The organism is Phycicoccus sp. Root563 (assembly GCF_001427915.1).
In the GTDB taxonomy this organism is placed as follows: domain Bacteria; phylum Actinomycetota; class Actinomycetes; order Actinomycetales; family Dermatophilaceae; genus Pedococcus.
Genome location: NZ_LMGM01000001.1, coordinates 218,352 through 240,314, shown reverse-complemented (window position 1 = coordinate 240,314; position 21,963 = coordinate 218,352). Strand labels below are relative to the sequence as shown.

The following is a 21,963-nucleotide window of genomic DNA, read 5'->3' as shown; positions in this document are numbered from 1 at the left end:
CGCGCCTCAGCCCTGCGCGTGGTCCGCGTCGTGGGAGTGGCCCTGGTCGTCGTCGTCATCCGCGTCGTCATCGTCCGAGTCGTCGTCGGAGTCGTCGTCGTAGTCCGCGTCGTCCAGCCCCGAGTAGACCGTGCCGTCGCCGTCCTCGTCGGAGTGGTCGTCGAGCTCTTCGTCGTCGTCCTCGTCGTCGTCCTCGTCATCGCCGTCGTAGATGTCCAGGGGCGTCATCTCGCCATAGGCCTGGAGCAGGGCGTCGTCGTAGGAGGCGAAGGCGTCGGCGAGGTCGTCGTACGTCGCGATGACCGTCGGATCGTCCTCCCCGCGCTTGGAGGCGGAGGCCTCGAGGTGCCGCTCGAATGCGGCGACGAGGTCGGCCAGCGCGCCACGCGGGTCTGCGGTCATGTGCCGACCGTAGCGGGTTCTGGGTGACAATGGCGTCGATGGTCGAGTACGAGTACCGCGTGGTGAGCTTCACGCGAGGAGACAGCCGTTCCGAGATCAGGCGCGCCCTGGTGGAGCACGCCGAGTACGGCCACTGGGAGCTGCACCGGACCCGGATCTACCTCGGGGGCATCCAGCGGACCTGGCTGCGGCGCAAGATCATCCGCGTGCCGCGTTCGTCCTGAGGGCCACCCGGGCGCGTCGGGTCAACAGCACCCCGAGCCACAGCAGGCCTGCACCGACCAGGGCCATCGGGACCGGGTCGGTGCCCGTGAAGGCCAGACCGGCGGGCAGGGCCGAGGCCGCGCCCGGGGTGCGGCCGGCGGCGGGGTGACCCGGGGTGCCCGAGGACGGCGTGTGCCCGGCGGGCGGAGCCCCGGCACCACGGGGGCACGGCACGACGAGGCGCTGGAGCGGCACACCGGCGGCCGTGAGCTCCTTGATGAGGTCGCGGTCGAGCACGACAAGGGTGGTCTGCACCGGCACGACCTGGCGGGTCACCCGCACACAGGCACCCAGGAGGCCCTTGACCGTCGCGTCGATCGACAGGACGTGGTCGCCGGCGGGCACGGCCCCCTTGGGGCAGGGCGCGAGGGCCTGGGGGAACTGCTTGACCAGCGGCGAGGACAGGTCCACCCCCGCCGCCTCGAGGTCGACGCGCACCGCGGGTGACGAACCGCCCGTGGGGATGAGGCAGACGGTGGCTGCCGGGGAGTCCACGACCGCGCCGTCGGCAGGCGCGCTGCCACCGGATGAACCCGCACCCTTGCCCGAGGCCCCGGACGACGTCGCGCTCGGGCCGTGAGCGGTGCCGGTGCCCGACGAGGAAGGGTGGGCGGACGAGGTCGGCGAACCCGTCCCGGTCGGGGCCGTGCTGGTCGCCCCGGGAACCGGCAGCCCGAGACCCCCGGTGGCACCCTTCACCGTGGAGGTGACCCCACCGACGGCCGTGCTCACGGGCTCGGGCAGCCCCAGCGCGTGCGACGGCGAGGTGGCCAGGCCGCACAGCGCGACGGCCACGCTGAGGGCAGCGGCCGAACGAAGGGCGAGCAGGCGGGGACGACGCCGAGTCATGGTGGCTCCTTTGCCGGACACACGGGGGTTGTATCCGGTCAAACGAGACAGCGGGGCGAACGCTACGGGTCAGTAGCAAACGCGTGCGAGAGGCCGGTATGGCGCGCAGCCGGGCCACACGCCACACCTCCTGTCAGCAGGTGGCGATGAAGCGCTGGAGCACCTTGGCGCCGAACTCGAGGGCCGACACCGGCACCCGCTCGTCGATGCCGTGGAACATCGGGGCGAAGTCCAGGTCGGCGGGGAGCTGCAACGGGGCGAAGCCGTAGCCGGTGATGCCCAGGGTGCTCAGGGCCTTGTTGTCCGTGCCGCCGGAGAGGCAGTAGGGCAGGACCTGCGCACCCGGGTCCTCGGCGAGCAGCGCGGCGGTCATCGCGTCGACCAGCTCACCCTCGAAGGGCGAGTCGAGGGCGATGTCGCGGTGGACGACCTGCACCTCGACCTTGTCGCCGGCAAGCTCGCGGATCGTCGCGAGCAGGTCCTCGTCGTGACCGGGGAGGAAGCGGCAGTCGAGCGCGGCGCTGGCGCTCTGCGGGATGACGTTGTGCTTGTAGCCGGCCTCGGCCATCGTGAAGTTCGCGGTGTCCTGCAACGTCCCTCGGACGAACCCCTGGGCGCCTCCGAGGTGCTCGAGCAGCTCGTCGAGGTCCTCGTCGGAGTAGCTCGTGCCGGTGAGGTCGCTCAGCCCGTCGAGCAGCTCGCGGACCGACGCGATGTACTCGCGGGGCCACTTGTGCGCGTTGATCCGGCTGATCGCCTCGGCCAGGTGGACGATCGCGTTGTCGGGGTTCGGGACCGAGCCGTGGCCGGCGCGTCCGGTGGCCACGAGGCGCAGCCAGAGGATCCCCTTCTCGGCGGTCTGCACGAGGTACGCGCGGGTCTGCTCTCCGTCCTTGGTGGGCACGGTGACGCTGTAGCCCCCCACCTCGCTGACGGCCTCGGTCACCCCGTCGAACAGCTCGGGCCGGGTCTTCACGACATGGTGCGAACCCTTGACCCCACCGGCCTCCTCGTCGGCGAAGAAGGCGAAGACGACGTCCCGCGGCGGCTTGGCGCCGCGGCGGGCGAGGTCGCGGATGTTGGCCAGGATCATGGCATCCATGTCCTTCATGTCCACGGCTCCGCGTCCCCAGACGCACCCGTCGCGCAGCTCGGCGCTCAGCGGGTCGACCTGCCAGTCGGCGGCGTTGGCCGGCACCACGTCGAGGTGGCCGTGGATGCACAGGGCCGGGCGGCTGCGGTCCTCGCCCTCGACCCGCACGATGACGCTCGTGCGGCCGGGGTCGCTCTCGACCACGGTCGGATCCAGGCCGACCTCACGCAGCTGGGCGACGACGTAGGCGGCCGCCTCCTTCTCCCCCGGTCCGCTGCCGTCCCCGTAGTTCGTGCTGTCGATGCGGATGAGGTCCCGGCAGATCCGGACGACCTCGTCGACGGGACCTTCGACTTCGCGGGCAGGGCTGGTGACGTCGCTCATGCCGTCCACACTAGGCGCGCGGGAGGGAAACGACGAAGGACCCCCAGTCGCCTGGAGGTCCTTCGTCACGCTGGTGTCCGGAGGGGGACTTGAACCCCCACGCCCGATAAAGGGCACTAGCACCTCAAGCTAGCGCGTCTGCCATTCCGCCACCCGGACAAGGTGTTTCACACACGCTCCAGAGGAGCGCCTGCTGCGACCCGGAACGATACACGTCAGCGGCCACAACTCCCAAACCGCCTCGGTCCCAACGAAAATCCGGCACGAATCGGACGTGCGTCCACCGTCGACCGGCACCCACCCGGGGGTCCGTGCGCCATACCCCCTCGTCCGAACGGATCGACCCTCTGCGACCACCCCACGCCCGGCGGCGGGCCGACCTAGCGTGGGGGCCCTCCGTCCCCCGCAGCCCCCAGGACCCCTCGTGCCCAGCTCCCCCGCCCGCGGTCTGCGCGCCGTCGCCCCCCTGCTCGTCCCCGCCCTCGCCGGCGCCCTGCTGGTCACCGCCCCGGTGGCGACGAGCGCCACGGCAGCGACCTGCCGGGCGACGCCGGCCCTCCTGTCGCGGACGCCGACGACGACCAGGCTGGCCGGCGGCCTCAGCGCCAGGATCTGGGACACCGGCCCCACCCCGAGCAACCCCCAGGCGTCGACCCGCATCGTCGTCGTGCGCGTTCCGGCGTCGTCGGCGCTGCACCCGCGGGTCAGGGCAGCGGCTGCGCTCACCAAGGCCAGCACGCCGTCGGCCTACCTCAAGGGGGCCCCCGGCGCGGTCGTCATGGTCAACGGTGGGGTCTTCGACCCCACTCGGGGCGCACTGCCCGACCTGCCGCAGATGGTCGGGGGCCAGGTCACCAAGGCGCGTTCGGTCAAGGACGCCGTCATCGCCGTGAGCAAGAGCGGTGCGTCGGTGCCGACCAAGCTCTGGCTCACCGGTTCGGCCTCGGCCGGCAGCAAGGGCGCGCGCACCGTCACCGGACTCAACTGGCAGGCCGTGACCGAGGGCGTCACCGTCTACACGACTGCCTGGGGCTCGCAGTCGCGCCCCTACGGCTCGGTGGACGTCGTCGTCGTCGGGGGCAAGGTGGTCGCGCTGCGGACCGGCACGAGCCGCGGCAAGGTGCCGGCCTCCGGGCAGACGATCCTCACCGGCACCGGTGCGACCGCCACCTGGCTGTCCAGCCTCCGCGTGGGCAACGCCGTGTCCGTGTCGTATGCCGCCCACACGGACGCGTCCATCGCCGTCTGGGAGGCGGTGGGCCGGGGTGCCCGCTACCTCAACGCAGGGGTGAAGAACGGCGGCACCTGCGGTGCCCGCGACGAGCTGCTCCGCCCGCGGACCGCGATCGGCTGGACCAAGGCCGGCGACCTGCTGTTCGTGACGGTCTCCGGACGGGCCACGGTCAACGGCGTCCGCTACGGCGGCGCGACGATCCACCAGATGGCCGACTACCTCCAGAAGCTGGGCGCCTGGAACGCCACCAACCTCGACGGGGGTGGCTCCACGACGATGCTGGCGCGGCTGCCCTCGGGCACCGTCGTCCGGCTGGACCGCGGTCTCTCCGAGGCGCAGCGCGCGGTCCCGAACGTCTTCAGCGCCGGCTGAGCCCACCGCCCCTACGCCGGGGTGGTGACAACTCCCCATACCGGCCTCGTCCGTTCGGGTGGGATGCCTCCCGAGGGTGGCCGACCCACGGCGCGGCGACGCGTGGGCGTGCTGGCACGCGTCCTACCTTCGACACGTGAACACCCGCACGGCCCACCGGTCCTCAGCCCTCCACCACCCCCGCGTCCAGCGCTCCAGCCAGGGTGGCTGGGTCTGGGCGTGCTCCTGTGGCGGCGCCTCGTGCCGCACCACCCGCGAGGCAACGCCCTGGAGGGTCGCCCTGATCGGTGCGCTCAACCACTCCTCCGCAGTCGCTCCCTGAGCCACCACCGTGTCGGGGACCCCCACCCGGCCGGCCCGTGTATCTGGAACGCGTCCGACGCCTCCTCATCACTGGAACCACACCGTCCGCCCGTCCCACCCAGGAACCTGCCATGACCGTCCGCTCGCACCGCAGGAACGTCGCCCACCACCACCCGATGGTGTTCCGCGCGACGACCGGTAGCTGGGTCTGGATGTGTTCGTGCGGCGGCGCCTCCTGCCGCACCGGCCACGAGGTGGTCTCGTGGCGACAGGCCCTCGTCGACGCCCTCGGTCACTCCGAGCGGCTGGCCGCCTGAGCCGTCGCGAGCACGGACCTGCCGACGGAGGTTGGCAGGGCGCCGCAACTCCGCCATTGTTCGAGGACCACGCCGAACCATGGAGGAGCGTCACATGAAGGTCGGGATCCCCCGCGAGGTCAAGAACAACGAGTACCGGGTCGCCATCACGCCGTCGGGGGTGCACGAGCTCGTCGTCCAGGGCCACGAGGTGTACGTCGAGAAGGACGCCGGAGTCGGCTCCTCGATCCTCGACGAGGACTACGTCGCAGCCGGCGCGAAGATCCTCGACACCGCCGACGACGTGTGGGGCACCGGGGACCTGATCCTCAAGGTCAAGGAGCCGATCGAGCCGGAGTACCACCGGATGCGCGAGGGCCAGACCCTCTTCACCTACCTGCACCTCGCCGCGGACCGGGCCCTCACGGAGGAGCTGGTCAAGCGCAAGGTCACCGGCATCGCCTACGAGACCGTCGAGCTGCCCGACCGCTCACTGCCCCTCCTGGCCCCCATGTCCGAGGTCGCGGGTCGCCTCGCGCCGCAGGTGGGCGCACAGACGCTGATGCGCGCGCAGGGTGGTCGTGGCGTCCTCATGGGCGGTGTGAGCGGGGTGTACGCCGCGAAGGTGGTCGTCATCGGTGCCGGCGTCTCCGGCATGAACGCTGCCGCCATCGCCCTCGGCATGCAGGCCGAGGTGCTGCTCCTGGACCGCGACATCAGCAAGCTGCGGCACGCCGACGCCATCTACCAGGGCCACTGCCAGACCGTCGCCTCCAACGCCTACGAGGTGGAGCGCGCGATCGCCGACGCCGACCTCGTCATCGGTGCGGTCCTCGTCCCCGGCGCCAAGGCGCCCAAGCTCGTCACCAACGAGCAGGTCTCCCGGATGAAGCCCGGCTCGGTGCTCGTCGACATCTCCATCGACCAGGGCGGCTGCTTCGAGGACTCCCGACCGACGACCCACGCCGACCCCACCTACGCGGTGCACAACTCGGTCTTCTACTGCGTCGCCAACATGCCCGGCGCGGTGCCGCACACCAGCACCTACGCCCTCACCAACGTGACCCTCCCGTATGCTGTGCAGCTCGCCAACCAGGGGTGGCAGGCCGCGCTGTCGGCGAACCGTCCACTCGCCCTCGGGCTCAACACCCACGACGGCCACGTGACGTACGCCCCCGTTGCGGAGGCCCACGGGTTCGACTCGGTCGACCTCGCGGACGTGCTCGCCGGCTGACCGGCGGCTGTCGGCGGCGGCGACTAGGTTCGGGGCGTGCTCCTCGCCGATGTCGTCGCCGCCTCCCACACGGCCTCCGCGACCCGTTCCAGGCTGGCCAAGACGGCCGCGGTGGCCGACGCCCTGCGGGCGGCCGGCCCCGGCGACGCGGCCACGGTCGCCGCCTACCTGTCCGGCGTCCTCCCCCAGCGACGCATCGGCGTGAGCTGGCGCGGGCTGTCCACCTTGCCCGTCCCGGCCCCGGAGCCGTCGGTCACGGTGGCCGAGGTCGACGCGGCCCTCACCTCGATCGGGGCGATCGCCGGCAGCGGCAGCGGGGCCTCGCGGGCCGCCGCGGTCGTCGAGCTGTTCGAGCGGCTCACCGAGGACGAGCAGGTCTACCTGCGCGCGCTCGTGACCGGGCAGGTCCGCCAGGGCGCCCTCGACGGCGTGATGCTCGCCGCGATCGCCGCGGCGTCCGAGGTCCCCGAGACGGAGGTCCGGCGGGCCGTGATGCTCGCCGGCCACACCGGCCCGGTGGCGGCTGCCGCGCTGGCCGGCGGCAGCACCGCGCTGGCGGAGATCGGCCTCGAGGTCGGGCGCCCCGTGCGCCCGATGCTGGCCGCCTCCGCTCCCGACGTGGACGCCGCCTGGGAGCAGGTCGCCCCTGACGACGGGGCCGGGGTCTTCGTCGACGGCAAGCTCGACGGCATCCGCCTCCAGGCCCATCGCGACGGCGACGAGGTCAGGCTCTTCACCCGCTCCCTGGACGACATCACCGACCGGCTGCCCGAGGTGGCGGAGGCGGTGCTGGCCCTGCCGGCCCAGCGGCTGGTCATCGACGGTGAGGCGATCGCGCTGACCGAGGACGGTCGACCGCGCCCGTTCCAGGAGACGGCCTCGCGCACCATGAGCAGCACCGGGGTCGACGAGCTGAGGGCGACCGTCCCCGTCACCCCCTACTTCTTCGACCTGCTCCACGTGGACGGCGAGGACCTGCTCGACCTGCCGGCCACCGAGCGGTTCGCCCGCCTCGCCGACCTCGTGCCCGGGCGGTGGCAGGTGCCACGCACCCTGGCGCCGTCCCCGACTCAGGCTGCCGAGTTCTTCCACCGCCTCGTCACCGACGGCCACGAGGGCGTGGTGGTCAAGTCACCGTCGGCGCCGTATGCCGCCGGGCGCCGAGGTGCCGGGTGGGTGAAGGTGAAGCCACGGCACACCCTCGACCTCGTGGTCCTGGCCGTCGAGTGGGGCAGCGGCCGGCGCGAGGGCTGGCTCTCCAACATCCACCTCGGTGCCCGTGACCCCGACACCGGTGGATTCGTCATGCTGGGCAAGACGTTCAAGGGGATGACCGACGAGATCCTCACCTGGCAGACGGCGCGGTTCCTCGAGCTCGAGACGCACCGCAAGGGACACGTCGTGCACGTCCGTCCCGAGCAGGTGGTCGAGATCGCGTTCGACGGCATCCAGACGTCCTCGCGCTACCCCGGAGGCATGGCGCTGCGGTTCGCCCGCGTCATCCGCTACCGCGACGACAAGACCGCCGAGCAGGCCGACACCGTCGACACGGTGCGGTCCCTGCGCGCCTGAGGGCAAGCCCGCACCGGCCCGGAGGTCCTGCGTCAGCGCCTGACGGCAGCGCCGAGCACCTGGAGCGCCGTGTCGGCGTGCTTCTCCATGCTCCACTCGGACTCGATGACCTCGATGATCCTGCGGTCGGGGGCGATGACGAAGGTCGCGCGCTTCACGGGGGTGATGTACTTCCGGCGCACCCCGAAGGCCGTCGCCACGGCACCGTCGGCATCGGAGAGCAGCGGCATGCCCAGCGACTCCTTGCCGTCGAACTGCGACTGCGCCTCGACGGTGTCCATGCTGATGCCGACCGGCTGGGCACCCACGGCGGCGAACTCGGCGCGCAGGTTGCGGAAGTGGCACGCCTCCTTGGTGCAGCCGCCGCTGAGCGCTGCGGGGTAGAAGAAGAGCACGACACTCCCCTCCTCCAGCAGGCCGGTCAGGCTGCGGGTCCGACCGCCCTGGTCGGGAAGCTCGAACTCCGGTGCGAGCTCTCCGATGCGAAGTGACTTCATGGGGTGCCTCCTGCTGCGGTCGGTCGGTCCGGGCGGTGCGCAGGATCGGATGGACCCTGCACGTCCGGGAGCAGTTCGCCACGACCGACCGGCCGGATTGGTTTATATAGGTGAACTATGTAAACTGGGACCATGGACCCGAGGGAGACGGTTGCCAACGACCTGCTGCGGTCTGCTGCCCGGCTGTCCCGCTGGGCCTCGCGACTCGCCGCGTTCGACGTGTCGTACGCCCAGGCGCGGCTCCTGGCCCTGCTCGACGAGCTCGGCCCGGCCCGCGTGAGCGCGCTGGCCGAGGCCGACCACTGCAGCCAGCCGACGATGTCGACCGCGCTGCAGCGCCTCGAGTCCCAGGGGTGGGCGGGACGGGTCCCCGACCCCGCCGACGCCCGGGCCAGCCTGCTGTCGCTGACGCCGGCCGGCCGGGACACGCTCGAGGAGATCCGACGGGCTCGCGCCGCGGTCCTCTCCCCCACCCTCGCCAGCCTGGACGAGTCGGAGGTCGCGCAGCTGCGCGCCGCCGTCGCCGCCCTGGACGACCTGCTCCTCCGGGCCGCCCGCACCGACACCCACCACTGAAAGGACGTCCACCACTCATGTGGCGCCAACCCAGGACCGTCTGGTCCGTCGCCTTCGCCTGTGTCATCGCCTTCATGGGCATCGGCCTCGTCGACCCCATCCTCAAGCCCATCGCCGACGACCTCGGGGCCAGCGCCTCGCAGGTGTCGCTGCTGTTCACCAGCTACATGGCCGTCATGGGAGTGGCCATGCTCGGCACCGGCTGGGTGTCCAGCCGGGTCGGGGCCAAGCGCACCCTGCTCGTCGGCCTGCTCGTCATCATCGTGGGCGCCGGCCTCGCCGGGGCCCAGGACTCCGTGGGCGGCATCGTCGCCTTCCGCGCGGTGTGGGGCCTCGGCAACGCGCTGTTCATCGCCACCGCCCTGGCCACGATCGTCAGCGCCGCCCGAGGGTCGGTCGGCCAGGCGATCATCCTCTACGAAGCCGCGCTGGGGGTCGGGATCGCCACCGGTCCGCTGCTCGGTGGCTGGCTCGGCGGCCACTCGTGGCGCTGGCCCTTTTGGGGCGTCTCCGCGCTCATGGCCATCGCCTTCATCGGCATCGTGGCCACCCTGCCCCCGACGAAGCCGACCGGCGGCGGCACCAGCCTCGCCGCGCCCCTCAAGGCGCTCTCGCACCGAGGACTGCTGATCGTCGGCATCACCGCCCTGCTCTACAACTTCGGCTTCTTCACGCTGCTCGCCTTCACGCCGTTCCCGCTCGCCATGGGCGCCCACGAGGTCGGCCTGGTCTTCTTCGGCTGGGGCGTGCTGCTCGCCTTCACCTCGGTGGTCGTCGCCCCGCGGCTGCAGCGCCGGTTCGGCACGCTGCCCGGCATCGTCGGGGCGCTCATCGGCTTCGCGATCGTGCTCGCGGCCATGGCGATCGGTACCGAGCACAAGCCGGTCCTCGTCGCTGGCGTCATCGTCGCCGGAGCGTTCCTCGGCATCAACAACACCCTCATCACCGAGACGGTCATGAAGGTCTCGCCGGTCGAGCGCGGGGTCGCCTCCGCGGCCTACAGCTTCGTCCGCTTCGGCGGGGGTGCCGTCGCGCCATACCTCGCCGGCAAGCTCGGTGAGCGCTCGGTGCACATCCCCTTCTGGGTGGGTTCCGGAGCCGTCGTGCTCGCGGTGCTCGTGCTGCTCACCGCCCGTCGGGAGGTGATGGCGACCGACGAGGTGCACGGCCACGCCACCACCGAGCGCACGATCGAGGAGCGCGACCTCGAGGCCGAGGCCGTCACGGTCGGCGACGCCTGACCCGGGGCCGCTCCCCCGCCCCCTAGGCTGGCGCCGTGCTCGCACAGATCACGGCGACCCGGTACGTGACCCCCCTCAAGGAGGGCGGGTCACTTCCCGGCATCGTCGAGGCCGACGACCTCGGCACCTACGTGCTGAAGTTCCGCGGCGCCGGCCAGGGGCTCAAGGTGCTCGTCGCGGAGGTGCTCGTCGGTGAGCTGGCGCGGGCCCTCGGGCTGGACGTCCCGCGGCTCGCCGTCGTCGACCTGCAGTCGCCCATCGCGAAGTACGAGGCCGACGAGGAGGTCCAGGACCTGCTCACCGCGAGCCTCGGGCTCAACCTCGGCATCGACTTCCTCCCCGGTTCGTTCGGGTACGACGGTTCGCGCCCTCCCGCTCCCGAGGTGGCCTCGCAGGTGCTGTGGCTGGACGCCCTCACGGCGAACGTCGACCGCACGTGGAGCAACCCCAACCTCCTCGTCTGGCACCGCAAGCCGTGGCTCATCGACCACGGCGCAGCGCTGTACTTCCACCACGGCTGGCCCGGTCGCGGCGCCAACCCGGAGCGGTTCGCCGCCCAGCCGTTCGACGCGAGCACCCACGTGCTGCGCGACGTCGCGGCGGACCCGGCTGCAGCCCATGAGCGGCTCTCACCGTTGCTGACGACCGAGCTGCTGGACTCGGTCACCGCGCTGGTGCCCGACGAGTGGCTGGAGCCCGCCCCCGGCCTCGACTCCCCCGCCGAGGTGCGCGCGGCGTACCGTGAGCACTTCCAGGCGCGGGTGGCCAACCCTGCCGCATGGCTGCCGGGTGCGCCGTCATGACCGGGCAGGCACCGACCCGGCACGGCTACCAGTACGTCACCCTGCGCTGCGTCCCCCGCGTCGAGCGTGAGGAGTTCGTCAACGTGGGCGTCATCCTCTACTCCCAGGGCGCCGAGTTCCTCGAGGCCGCCTACCGCGTCGACGAGGACCGGCTCCGGACGCTCTTCCCCGAGGTGGACGCCGCCGCGGTCGGTGACGCGCTCGAGACGGTCTGCCAGGTGTGCCGTGGGGTCACCGGCGGGGGTCTGCCCACCCTGGGCGGGCTGGGACGCCGGTTCGGGTGGTTGAGCGCACCTCGCAGCACCGTGGTGCAGCCCGGCCCGATCCACGGCGGCCTCACGCAGGACCCAGCCGCCTCGCTCGCCGCCCTGGTGGAGCGCCTCGTCGGCTGAGTGGTTGCGCACCGCGGCGCGGGTTAGGTTCGGGGCATGACTCTCGAGCGCCCCGTCGCCCCCAACCCCTACGACCTGCTCCCGCAGGTGCCCGCACTCACCGTGAGCAGCAGCTCCTTCGAGGACGGAGGGACGCTCCCGGACGCGCACGTGTTCGACGACTGGGGCTTCAGCGGCGGCAACACCTCGCCGCAGCTGTCCTGGAGCGGGGCACCCGAGGGCACGAAGTCGTTCGTCGTCACCTGCTTCGACCCGGACGCGCCGACCCCGTCGGGCTTCTGGCACTGGGTCGTCGTCGGCATCCCCGCCGACACCACCGAGCTGGCGGAGGGCGCAGGCGCCGAAGGTGGCGCATCCCTGCCCGAGGGAGCCTTCATGACGGCCACCGACTACGGGACGAAGGCCTTCGGCGGCGCCGCCCCGCCCGAGGGGGACCGGGCCCACCGGTACCTGTTCGCGGTCAGCGCCCTCGACACCGATGACCTCGGCATCGACGACTCGGTGTCCCCCGCCGTGGCCGCCTTCAACACCGGCTTCCACACCCTGGCGCGCGGCGTCGTCTCGGCGACGTACCAGAACGGCTGACCTCCGCCGTCGTCGGCTCGATCAGCGCGGTCGCAGCGCCCAGGCTGCGACCGCGCCTGCTGCCGCGACGTTGAGCGAGTCGACTCCCCCCGCCATCGGGATCGTGACCGTGAGGTCGGCAGCCTCGAGCGTCCGCCGCGACAGGCCGTCACCCTCCGTGCCGAGGACCAGCGCCAGGTGCTCGGGCGGGTCGGCGGCCAGGTCGTCGAGGCTGACTGCGTCGTCGGCCAGGGCCAGCGTGGCCACGGTGAACCCGAGGTCACGCAGGTCCTGGATCCCACCGGGCCACGGGTCGATCCGGGTCCACGGCACCTGGAAGACCGTGCCCATCGAGACCCGGATCGCCCTGCGGTACAACGGATCCGCACACCGCGGGGTCACCAGCACCGCGTCGACGCCGAGGGCGGCAGCCGAACGGAAGACAGCTCCCACGTTGGTGTGGTCGACGATGTCCTCGAGGACGACGACCCGGCGGGCGTCGCGGACGACCTCGGCCACGGTGGGCAGGACGGGCCGCTGCATCGACGCCAGTGCCCCGCGGTGCAGGTGGAAGCCCGTGAGCTGTTCGATGACGTCGTGCTCGCCGACGAACACGGGTACGCCGTCCGCCTCGGCCCGTTCGACGAGGTCCGCGAGGTCGGTCAGCCAACGCTGCGCCATGAGGTAGCTGCGCGGCCGGTGTCCCGCGGCCAGGGCCCGCCGGATGACCTTCTCGGACTCCGCGATGTAGAGCCCCCGCTCCGGCTCGGTGCGACGCCGCAGCGCCACGTCCGTGAGCGACACGTAGTCGGCGAGTCGCTCGTCGTCGGGGGTGGTGATCGCGATGGGCACGGCCAGCAGGCTAGGACACGACGGAGGCCGGCCGGGCACCGGCGCCTGCGGCGGGAGCTGCCGCCGGCGGCATACGAGGTCGGGGCTCAGCTGAACCAGACGATCTTGACGATCCCCACGACGCCGACGACGAGGATGACCCCACGGAGCGCCACCGGCGGCAGGCGGCGCCCGACCTTGCCACCGACCCATCCTCCTGCGAACGCCCCGATCGCGATGAGTCCCGCCGCCGCCCAGTTGATCTGGTCCCAGGCGACGAGCATGAAGGTCACGGCTGCGACGGCGTTGACGATGGTGGCGAGCACGTTCTTGTAGCCGTTGAGGCGCTGGATCGGGTCGGTCGTCAGCGCGCTCATCAGCCCCATGAGGATGACGCCCTGTGCAGCGCCGAAGTACCCGCCGTAGATGCCACCGACGAGCACACCGGCCACGAGGGCAGGTCCGTGCCAGGCGACCTGGGCCGTCACGCCTCGTTCGCGGCGTTCGGCCGCCCGACGGTTGAGACGGGGGCCGAGGAGGACCAGGAGCAGCCCCAGCCCGATGAGCACCGGCACGATCGCCGTGAACGCCTCGGGTGGCAGCACGAGCAGCAGCACCGCCCCGATCACCCCGCCCACCAACGACGCCGGCGCCAGCCGCTTGAGGGTCGGGCCGGCCCCCTTCAGCTCGTGCCGGTACCCGTGCACGCCCGTGATGCCGCCGGCCACGAGGCCCAGCGTGTTGGACACGTTCGCCACCACGGGTGGGAAGCCGAAGAACAGCAGGGTCGGGAAGGTGATGAGGGTGCCCGAGCCGACGACGGTGTTGATGGCACCGGCGCCGAGGCCCGCGAGCAGGATCCCGAGGGCTTCAAGAACGGACATCCCAGAACCCTAACGACGAGCGCCGCCCCCGCATGTGCGGGGGCGGCGCTCGGACGAGGTATGCCGCGTGGTCAGGCGCCCGGGGCGCGCGGACCGTCCTCCGGAGCCGCGGGCGGCTCGGTGGGAGGGACGGTGGGAGGAGCCGGCGGCGCGGTGGGAGGCGCGGGCGGAGCGGGCTCGGGGTCCGCCGGAGTCGTCGGTGCCGTGGGCGGCTCGAACTCCGGCACGGCGTCGGCCGACGGCGGGATCGGCGGTGCCACCCGCTTGACCGGGTTGGCGTGCTCGGTCGCCTCGCGGCTGGCCCGACCCGCCTGCCCGCGGGCCTCGGCGAGGGCCTGCATCGGGTCCTCGAGCGTGGTCTCGTCGAAGGCGTCCTGCATCGGACCGGGGTCGACCCACTCGCCGTCGTCGCCCTGGTCGTCCGGGCGTGGCGCGTCCGCCTGACCCAGGGCGCCACCGATGCCGCGCAGGGCGTCGGTGAGCTCGCTGGGGATGATCCACATCTTGTTGGAGTCGCCCCGCGCGATCTGCGGCAGCACCTGGAGGTACTGGTAGGCCAGCAGCTTCTGGGTGGGCTTGCCCCGGTGGATCGCGTCGAAGACCTGCTGGATGGCGCGGGCCTGGCCCTGCGCCTCGAGGATGCGGGCCTGGGCCGAACCCTCGGCGCGCAGGATCTGGCTCTGCTTCTCGCCCTCGGCGGTGAGGATGGCCGACTGCTTGGTGCCCTCGGCATACAGGATCTGGGCACGACGCTCACGCTCGGCCTTCATCTGCTTCTCCATCGACTCCTGGACCGAGTGCGGCGGGTCGATCGCCTTCAGCTCGACGCGGTTGACGCGGATGCCCCACTTGCCGGTGGCCTCGTCGAGGACGCCGCGCAGCTGGGCGTTGATCTGGTCGCGGCTGGTCAGCGTCTGCTCGAGGTCGAGCGAGCCGATGACGTTGCGCAACGTGGTGACGGTGAGCTGCTCGATGCCCTGGATGAAGTTGGCGATCTCGTAGACCGCGGACTTGGCGTCGATGACGGAGTAGTAGATGACCGTGTCGATGTTGACCACGAGGTTGTCGGACGTGATGACGGGCTGCGGCGGGAAGGAGACGACCTGTTCACGCAGGTCGACGTTGGCGCGGACCTTGTCGACGAAGGGCACCAGGATGTGGATGCCTCCCTCGAGGGTGCGTGAGTAGCGACCGAGCCGTTCGATGATCAGCGCTGTCTGCTGCGGGACGATGCGCACCGTGCGGAAGAGCACGATGAGCGCGAACGCCACCAGGATCAGCAGGACAACGAAGCCTGCACTGAAGTCCACGACTTACTCCGATTTCTGACCCGCCGCGTCGTCGGTGACGATCACGGTGGCCCCCTCGATGGATACAACCCGGACCTCTTGGCCGGGCTGGCACGTGGCACCGTCACGGACGGTGCGAGCCGACCACGTCTCCCCTGCCACCTTGACGCGACCATCGGTCGCCGTGACCGTCTGGAGCACCCGGCCGTGGCGGCCGACCATGCTCGCCGCCCCGATGTCGTGACTCGCCTCGGACACCATGAACTTCTTCTTGATCATGGGCCGGACCACCCCGAGCAGCAGCAGCGCCACGACGATGGCGACGACCACCTGCAACGGGAAGGGCACTCCCAGCGCCGAGGCAGCGGAGGCGGCCAGCGCCCCGCCGGCCAGCATCAGGAACACGAAGTCGACCGTGGCGACCTCGATCGCCGCAAGGATCAGGGCGATCCCCAACCACGCCAACCACGGGTTGTCCGCGAAGACGTCCATGAGTGCCCCCTTCTGTTCGTGTGCGGTAACTCTAGGACGAGGGGGATGCCCCAGTCGTTCCTGCGGCGACCTTGAGCCGGGCCGACCAGCGCTCCCCGCGACGCTCCAGCTCCAGCGGCATCCCGAAGGTGGCCGACAGGTTCTCCTCGGTCAGGGTGATCTCGACCGGGCCCTGCGCGACGATCCGGCCCTCGCGCAGGAGCAGCACGTCGGTGAAGTTCGGGGGGATCTCCTCGACGTGGTGGGTCACCAGCACCAGCGCGGGGGCGTCGACGTCGCCCGCCAGCTCGCCGAGCCGGCGGACCAGGTCCTCGCGACCGCCGAGGTCGAGACCGGCCGCGGGCTCGTCGAGGAGCATCAGCTCGGGGTCGGTCATCAGGGCGCGCGCGATCTGCACCCGCTTGCGCTCACCCTCCGACAACGTGCCGTACGTCCGGTCGGCGAGGTGGTCGGCGCCGAGGGCCTGGAGGAGCTCGAAGGCCCGGGCGTGGTCGAAGTTCTCGTACGTCTCGCGCCACCGCCCGACCACGCCGTACGAGGCGGTCACGACGACGTTGTGCACGACCTCGTCGTTCGGGATGCGTTCGGCCAGGGCGGCGGAGGCCAGGCCGATCCGGGGTCGGAGCTCGAAGACGTCGACGGCGCCCAGCACCTCGCCCAGGACGCCGGCGACGCCGCGCGTGGGGTGCATCCGGCCCGAGGCCAGCTGCAGCAACGTGGTCTTGCCCGCGCCGTTCGGGCCGAGGACGACCCAGCGCTGGCCCTCCTCGACCTCCCACGTGAGGTCGTCGAGAAGGGTCGTGTGGCCGCGGACCACACTCACCCCGGCGAACTCAAGGACGTCACTCATGGCACCGGACCCTATCGGCTTAGCATGATCGGGTGCCCGAACTCCCTGCCTCCGTGCGCCTTTCGCTGTGGACCACGCACGCGTGGGCGACCGGCTCGCCCTTGGAGGACGCGGTGCGGCGGGCACTGCCCGACATCGACCACGTCGACGGCGACCTCGACCGCCTGTCCGTATGGCGCGACCTCGGCGAGCAGGCGCTCCTCGTCTCCCTGCCCGCTCCGGGCGACCTCGCCGGACTCCCCCGCGCGTCGGCCGACGCCCTCGGCGCCGCCGCAGCCGGAGGGGAGGCGGTGTTCGTCCCGGCCCTCGGCGGGATGCTGGTGCCGTCGATCTCGTCGTTCGGGGACGACGCCCGGGGTGGGCTGGACGTGGGCACCCGGGTGGACTGGACCGCATACGACTCCGAACCGGTTCCCCGCCACCGCATCGAGGCGCTCGAGGCGTCGCAGCTCGAGCGGCACCTGCGCGAGGAGCTGCGGGTGGCCACGGAGCACCTCGACGCCCTGGGCGGACAGCCGTTCGCCCGGTCGGCAGCGCGGGAGATGGCCGATGCCGCGCTCGGTGGGCGGTGGGGCCTACCCGGCGGGCTCCCGGGACGAGCGGCTCAGGTGATCGCCCTCGCCGGGACAGTGGGCCACGTCGTCGACGTCGCCATCGAGACCGGTGACGGGGCGTTGAACGCCGCCACGGCAGCATCCCGGCACTCGCTGCTGCTCAGGTTGCAGCGGGCGGCCGACCACGCGCTGGCCGACGCCACGAACGCCGCGTGCGCCGTGCTGGCCGGCTGGCGACCGGCCTGAGCCCGATCCGGTCGGCAACGCGTTACAGGGGTGGGTCACCAGGACTGCTCAGTTCGGCCGAGGCCCCTGCCTGCGCCCGAGTGACGGCCACCCCGCCTCAACCGGCGCGAATCGGCTAGGGGGCCGCGCTTCGCGGCTGTCAGGGGTCTGCGTGCCTACGCCAGACTCGCTCCATGTTCTGCGAGCGACCGGGTCCACCACCCAGACGAGCCCGGCCGAGGACCACCGTCCGGCTACCGGACCGGTGTGAGGGCCCGATCAGCTTGGCCCGGATTGCATCAGACACCTTCAACCGGCATCACGGCAGCCACCGGTCATCCGACATCCGCTCCTCTGGTCGGCCACACACCCCTCCGCGACCCGAGCCATGGCGCCCACCCTCGTGGGCTCCTGGGCGTCGGGACGGGGACGGTAGCGCCCATGTCCTCCCTGCAGGCTGCCGCACCGGCGAGCGATGATTCTCCACGTCCCTCGAGTTGCCCGCTTGTCCATGCGCGGCGTCAGGGCTCCTGACCGCTGGCTCGTTGGGTACTTTGTCCTCCAGCTGATCTGCTGCGCTCTCTTCTTCGGCGGACCTTCCGAGACGGTACGGACGGTGGGGTTGGTAGCCGTCCCGGTGATCGCTGGCGCCACCGTGACCACGGTGGCCCGCCTGCACCGGTTGGCGCGCGCACCGGCCTGGTGGGCGCTCGCCGTGGGGAGCGTGCTGTCCGCTGCTGCCTGGGCTTGGATGCGCTTGGACCCGTGGTGGATCGGTGGCGTTGATCCCTCCAAGGCCGGTGCAGACGCCCTCTTCGTGCTGTCGTACCTGGTCTCGGCGGCGGGGCTGGTGACCTTGGTGGGGTGGCGGCGGCGCGACCGCGTCGCGCTCCTGGACGCTGGGATGCTCGGCGTCGGCTTCGGGGTGCTGGTGTGGGTGCTGGTGCAGCCCTCCGCGCCGACCGCTGGAGTGTCCGGCGAGGTGCGCTCCGCATTGCTGACGTACCTGGTCGTCGACGTGCTGCTGGTCGCGGTCGCCGCCCGAGTCCTGTTCGCCGATCTCCGCGGCCCACGCACCTGGCTTCTCGCTCTCTGGGTGGTGGCGCAGGCGGTCGGCGACATCGTGTACGCGGTGCAGGTGCTGCGCGGCTCGTTCCGGTCTGATGGCCCGCTGTTCATCCTCTGGCTGGCGGGCTACGTCGCAGTGGGTGCTGCGGCGCTGTTGCCGGACCGCCATGTCCGCCGAGGATCGGGGCGCTGGCAGCGGGCATTCGGCCCGGTCGCCGTCGCCGTGGTCGTGGTGCCGCTGCCCGTGCTGCTGGTGGTGTACGCCGCCAAGGGAGTCGCTCATCACGTGCTCATCATCGCCATCGGCTCGGTGGTGATCACCGTCCTCGCGCTCGTCCGCGGGCTCGTCGTCGAGGGCTCGTCATCCGCGGCGGCCCGGGCCGCGGTGCGGTGGTCGGCCGTCCGGTTCGTGGCTGGCTTCATGGTGCTGGCACTGCTGCCTCTGGCGGGCCTGGCGTACGTTGCGGTGTATCAGTCCGAGGCCACGATGCGCGCCGAGGTGCGCGACCGGATGGAGGTGACCGCCTCGGTCAGCGCCCAGTACATCGGGGAGAAGCTGCGCAGCCTTGAGACGCTGGTCTCCTCCTATGCCGACCGTCCCGCCGTGGTGGGGGCGCTGCGGGCGCCCGGTGGCCCGGATGTCACCGCGCTGAACCTCCAGATGCAGTCGCTGTACGCGGCGTATCCAGACCTCAGCGCTGCTTGGGTGCTCGACCCGGCGGGCGACCTGCTCGCCATCCGCCCCGCCGCGACGTCGGTGGTGGGGCACAGCTTCGCCCACCGAGGCTACTTCCGCGGCGCCCTTGACCAGGACAGGGCGTACGTGTCGGAGGCGTACACCAGAGCAGCCCCACCGCACGAGCGGGTGATCAGCGCCAGCCGCGCGGTCCGCGCGGCGGACGGCCGGGTTCTCGGCGTCGTGGCGTTGGGGTACCGAATGGGCGCCATCAAGGCGTTCTCCGAGCAGTTGGCCGACGTGCAAGGTGTGCGTCTGACCATCACTGATCAGGCGGGACACCTGCTGGCGGGAACTGGAAGCGAGGCCGCAGGCCTCCCGGTCGCCGATGACCGGCGGGTTGCAGACGCACTGACCGGCCGCTCCGGAACTGTCGAGGGGCAGGGTGAGGACGGAGCCTCCCTCTCCTCCTACCGGCCGGTCGGCGGTTCGCGCTGGGCGGTGGTCGCGGAAATCTCCGATGACGTCGCCTTGGCGGGCCAGCGGCGCCAGAGCGCTCGGTTGATCTCAGCCGCCGTGCTGCTCGGGCAGGTTCTGCTGGGCGGAATGCTGCTGGCCGTGCGCGCTCACAACCGGCGACGCGAGGCCGAGGCGGTCCTCGGCGAACGGGAGGAGCACCTGCGCGGCGTCCTCGAGGCGGCGGGTGACGCCTTCGTCTCGGTGGACGCTGATGGCCGGGTCACCGCCTGGAACAGCGCAGCCACCACCGTCTTCGGCCACAACCGCGAGACCGTCCTCGGTGCTGATCTGGCCGACCTGGTCATCCCGCCCGAGGCGCGACCGGCGCTGCGCAGCCACACCAGTGTCGTCGGTGTGGTCGTCGACAAGCCGGAGCCCCAACGGGGTCGGCGAGTCGAGGTCGAGGCCATGCACGCGGATGGCCACCGCTTTCCGGCCGAGGTCACCCTGTGGCAGAGCACCACCCCCGGAGCACCCTCATGGAACGCCTTTGTCAGGGACGTCAGCGAGCGAACGCGACAGCAGAATGAGGTGGCCGAAGCACGGGACGCCGCGCTCCAGGCCTCACGGCTGAAATCGGAGTTCGTGGCGAACATGAGCCACGAGATCCGAACCCCCATGAACGGCGTGCTGGGCATGACGTCCCTGCTGCGGTCCACCTCGCTGGACCCCGTGCAGCGCGACTACGCCGACACCATCGCGAGCTCAGCCGAGGCACTGCTCACGGTCATCGACGACATCTTGAACTTCTCGAAGATCGAGGCGGGCCTGCTCGAGCTCGAGGCGGTGGACTTCGAGCTGAGGCGCCTCGTGGAAGAGGTGTCGGCCCTCATGGCACCCGCAGCCCATGGCCGGGGAACCGAGCTCGTCGTGCTCGTCGACCCAGGCGTCCCCGCCGCGGCGCACGGCGACCCGCACCGGCTGCGCCAGGTGCTGACCAACCTCGTCGGCAACGCCGTGAAGTACACCGACCGCGGGGAGGTGGTTGTCTCGGTGGCACCCGGAGAAGTCGACCCCACGCATGTGCGCATCGCGGTTCAGGACACGGGGATCGGCATCAGCCCCGACCAGCAGGGGCGGCTGTTCGAGGCCTTCCAGCAGGCCGACGCCTCAACGACCCGCCGCTTTGGGGGGACCGGTCTCGGCCTGACGATCAGCCGGCAGCTCGTGGAGCTGATGGGGGGCTCCCTACACGTCCAGAGTGAGCTGGGGCACGGGTCAACCTTCTTCTTCGAGCTGCCACTACCTGCCGCGACCTCGCTTCCGGCGACGAAGCCGGCGCCTGCCGACCTCGCCGGCGCCCGCGTTCTCGTGGTCGACGACAACGCCACCAACCGCAAGGTGCTGGAGCAGCTGCTCACCTCGTGGTCGCTGCGACCGACATCCTTGGCCGACCCTCGAGGGACCCTGGTGGAGCTGCGCGAGGCAGTCCGGGACGGACAGCCCTACAGCTTGGTGCTGCTCGACATGCACATGCCCGGCAAGGATGGGCTCGAGGTTGCCGCCGAGGTGCACGCCGACGCCGACCTTGCCACCACCCCGATGGTCATGCTGACCTCGAGCTCGGAGGGGGCCGAGCGCACCTGGGCGAAGTCGGCCGGGGTCGACGCCTACCTCGTCAAGCCGGTCCGCGAGATGGCCTTGTACGAATGCCTGCTCGATCTCTTGACCACATGTGAGCGGGACACCCCCGAGACCGCGCTGCGGGCGTCCGCGGCCGGACGCGGCCATGTGCTCGTCGCGGAGGACAACCTCGTCAACCAGAAGGTCGCGATCGGCATGCTGACCTCGCTGGGCTTCACGGTGGACGTCGCGGAAAACGGTCGGCAGGCGGTCGAAATGGTCATCGGCGGCCGCTACGACGTGGTCTTGATGGACTGCCAGATGCCCGTCATGGACGGGTTCGCCGCCACGCAGCAGATCCGGGCAGCCCGTTCGGCAGCCGGTATTCCCATCATCGCGCTGACCGCCTCGGCGCTGGATACCGACCGGGAGCGGTGCCGGGCCGCAGGCATGGACGACTTCCTCTCCAAGCCGCTGCACACGGACGTGTTGGCGGCGACTCTGGGCCGTTGGGTGGGTCATGACGCGACCAATGCGGTCCCCGACGAACCCGCCGTCGGGGAGTTCGCTGCCGATGAGGAGGTGCTCGACCCTGACCTCCTGGCGGAGCTCGTCCAGCTCGGGCCGCAGTTCTTCGACAACCTGGTCGCGACGTTCGCCGAGACGGCCGCCGCCCGCATCGACGCGCTCGAGGCCGCGGCGCGGGCCGGCCACGGAGACGAGGTGACTCGGATCAGCCACTCGCTGCGAGGAAGCAGCGGGAACCTGGCGGCGCGCCGACTCGCCGAGCTGGCGGCTGAAGCCGAGGCGACCGCCATGGCTGGCCAGCCCGTCTCGATGGCACTTCTCAGCGACATCCGGCGGGAGTACGGCCGCGCCGTGACATCCCTGACCGCCGCGGCAGGAGATGAGCCCGCGGAGACATCCTGAACCCCT

The 21,963-nt window shown here is 71.5% G+C and carries 22 protein-coding genes and 1 tRNA gene; 13 read left to right on the top strand and 10 right to left on the bottom strand.

Going from position 1 to position 21,963, the window contains the following annotated elements; all coding sequences use genetic code 11:
* Positions 1–6: 6 nt before the first annotated feature.
* Positions 7–402 carry a hypothetical protein gene (locus tag ASD62_RS01105; protein WP_056914384.1) on the bottom strand — a complete coding sequence of 132 codons (396 nt, stop codon included), beginning with the start codon at positions 400–402 and terminating at the stop codon, positions 7–9.
* Between the two features lie 38 nt (positions 403–440).
* Here ASD62_RS01105 and ASD62_RS01100 point away from each other — a divergent pair, with 38 nt between their 5' ends.
* The gene (locus tag ASD62_RS01100; RefSeq protein WP_056917068.1) at positions 441–626 is read left to right on the top strand and encodes a DUF5703 family protein; all 186 of its coding nucleotides are present in this window, start codon (positions 441–443) and stop codon (positions 624–626) included.
* Here the strand turns inward: ASD62_RS01100 and ASD62_RS01095 are convergent.
* The 3 genes from ASD62_RS01095 to ASD62_RS01085 all read right to left on the bottom strand — a co-directional run bounded on the left by ASD62_RS01095 (position 601) and on the right by ASD62_RS01085 (position 3,151).
* Entirely contained in the window at positions 601–1,515 is a 915-nt protein-coding gene (locus ASD62_RS01095; protein WP_056914383.1) for a hypothetical protein, read from the bottom strand. The two genes, ASD62_RS01100 and ASD62_RS01095, sit on opposite strands and share 26 nt — an antisense overlap.
* Before the next feature lie 133 nt (positions 1,516–1,648).
* Positions 1,649–2,992, bottom strand: coding sequence for a M20/M25/M40 family metallo-hydrolase (locus tag ASD62_RS01090; protein WP_056914382.1), 1,344 nt, complete (start codon positions 2,990–2,992; stop codon positions 1,649–1,651).
* 71 nt (positions 2,993–3,063) lie between these two features.
* Positions 3,064–3,151, bottom strand: a tRNA-Leu gene (locus ASD62_RS01085).
* Between the two features lie 265 nt (positions 3,152–3,416).
* On the opposite strand from ASD62_RS01085, the gene ASD62_RS01080 reads away from it, so the two are divergent.
* From ASD62_RS01080 to ASD62_RS01060, 5 genes are all read left to right on the top strand, one after another.
* Positions 3,417–4,598 carry a phosphodiester glycosidase family protein gene (locus tag ASD62_RS01080; protein ID WP_056914381.1) on the top strand — a complete coding sequence of 394 codons (1,182 nt, stop codon included), beginning with the start codon at positions 3,417–3,419 and terminating at the stop codon, positions 4,596–4,598.
* Between the two features lie 136 nt (positions 4,599–4,734).
* The gene (locus tag ASD62_RS19980; RefSeq protein ID WP_157581183.1) at positions 4,735–4,920 is read left to right on the top strand and encodes a hypothetical protein; all 186 of its coding nucleotides are present in this window, start codon (positions 4,735–4,737) and stop codon (positions 4,918–4,920) included.
* 112 nt (positions 4,921–5,032) lie between these two features.
* Positions 5,033–5,218, top strand: coding sequence for a hypothetical protein (locus ASD62_RS01070; protein WP_056914379.1), 186 nt, complete (start codon positions 5,033–5,035; stop codon positions 5,216–5,218).
* A 94-nt stretch (positions 5,219–5,312) separates the two neighbouring features.
* Positions 5,313–6,431, top strand: coding sequence for an alanine dehydrogenase (ald, locus tag ASD62_RS01065; protein WP_056914378.1), 1,119 nt, complete (start codon positions 5,313–5,315; stop codon positions 6,429–6,431).
* 36 nt (positions 6,432–6,467) lie between these two features.
* Entirely contained in the window at positions 6,468–8,003 is a 1,536-nt protein-coding gene (locus ASD62_RS01060) for an ATP-dependent DNA ligase (protein WP_056914377.1), read from the top strand.
* A gap of 32 nt (positions 8,004–8,035) precedes the next feature.
* On the opposite strand, the gene ASD62_RS01055 is transcribed toward ASD62_RS01060, so the two are convergent.
* On the bottom strand, positions 8,036–8,500 hold the full coding sequence (locus tag ASD62_RS01055) for a peroxiredoxin (protein WP_056914376.1): 465 nt from the start codon (positions 8,498–8,500) through the stop codon (positions 8,036–8,038).
* A gap of 132 nt (positions 8,501–8,632) precedes the next feature.
* Here ASD62_RS01055 and ASD62_RS01050 point away from each other — a divergent pair, with 132 nt between their 5' ends.
* Genes ASD62_RS01050 through ASD62_RS01030 form a run of 5 tightly spaced genes read left to right on the top strand, consistent with a single transcriptional unit; the run spans position 8,633 to position 12,097 of the window.
* Complete coding sequence (locus ASD62_RS01050; RefSeq protein WP_056914375.1) at positions 8,633–9,076, top strand: MarR family winged helix-turn-helix transcriptional regulator; 444 nt, start codon at positions 8,633–8,635, stop codon at positions 9,074–9,076.
* Positions 9,077–9,093: 17 nt separating this feature from the next.
* Positions 9,094–10,317 (top strand): MFS transporter, encoded by a 1,224-nt coding sequence (locus ASD62_RS01045; protein ID WP_056914374.1) that lies wholly within the window; start codon positions 9,094–9,096, stop codon positions 10,315–10,317.
* A gap of 35 nt (positions 10,318–10,352) precedes the next feature.
* On the top strand, positions 10,353–11,120 hold the full coding sequence (locus ASD62_RS01040; RefSeq protein ID WP_056914373.1) for a HipA family kinase: 768 nt from the start codon (positions 10,353–10,355) through the stop codon (positions 11,118–11,120).
* Positions 11,117–11,512, top strand: a complete 396-nt coding sequence (locus ASD62_RS01035; protein ID WP_056917067.1) for a DUF3037 domain-containing protein — start codon at positions 11,117–11,119, stop codon at positions 11,510–11,512. The genes ASD62_RS01040 and ASD62_RS01035 overlap by 4 nt, the downstream gene beginning before the upstream one ends.
* Positions 11,513–11,548: 36 nt before the next feature.
* Positions 11,549–12,097 (top strand): YbhB/YbcL family Raf kinase inhibitor-like protein, encoded by a 549-nt coding sequence (locus ASD62_RS01030; protein ID WP_056914372.1) that lies wholly within the window; start codon positions 11,549–11,551, stop codon positions 12,095–12,097.
* A gap of 21 nt (positions 12,098–12,118) precedes the next feature.
* On the opposite strand, the gene ASD62_RS01025 is transcribed toward ASD62_RS01030, so the two are convergent.
* The 5 genes from ASD62_RS01025 to ASD62_RS01005 form a co-directional block, all read right to left on the bottom strand.
* Positions 12,119–12,928 carry an RNA methyltransferase gene (locus ASD62_RS01025; protein ID WP_056914371.1) on the bottom strand — a complete coding sequence of 270 codons (810 nt, stop codon included), beginning with the start codon at positions 12,926–12,928 and terminating at the stop codon, positions 12,119–12,121.
* Positions 12,929–13,014: 86 nt separating this feature from the next.
* Positions 13,015–13,791 carry a sulfite exporter TauE/SafE family protein gene (locus ASD62_RS01020; protein ID WP_056914370.1) on the bottom strand — a complete coding sequence of 259 codons (777 nt, stop codon included), beginning with the start codon at positions 13,789–13,791 and terminating at the stop codon, positions 13,015–13,017.
* 71 nt (positions 13,792–13,862) lie between these two features.
* Entirely contained in the window at positions 13,863–15,101 is a 1,239-nt protein-coding gene (locus ASD62_RS01015) for an SPFH domain-containing protein (protein ID WP_056914369.1), read from the bottom strand.
* A gap of 3 nt (positions 15,102–15,104) precedes the next feature.
* Positions 15,105–15,572, bottom strand: coding sequence for an NfeD family protein (locus ASD62_RS01010; protein ID WP_056914368.1), 468 nt, complete (start codon positions 15,570–15,572; stop codon positions 15,105–15,107).
* A 31-nt stretch (positions 15,573–15,603) separates the two neighbouring features.
* Entirely contained in the window at positions 15,604–16,422 is an 819-nt protein-coding gene (locus ASD62_RS01005; RefSeq protein WP_056914367.1) for an ABC transporter ATP-binding protein, read from the bottom strand.
* Positions 16,423–16,454: 32 nt separating this feature from the next.
* Here ASD62_RS01005 and ASD62_RS01000 point away from each other — a divergent pair, with 32 nt between their 5' ends.
* Positions 16,455–17,222, top strand: coding sequence for a hypothetical protein (locus ASD62_RS01000; RefSeq protein WP_082580498.1), 768 nt, complete (start codon positions 16,455–16,457; stop codon positions 17,220–17,222).
* 643 nt (positions 17,223–17,865) lie between these two features.
* A complete protein-coding gene (locus ASD62_RS00995) occupies positions 17,866–21,957 on the top strand; it encodes a response regulator (protein WP_162254743.1) in 4,092 nt (1,363 codons plus the stop codon).
* Positions 21,958–21,963: the final 6 nt, after the last annotated feature.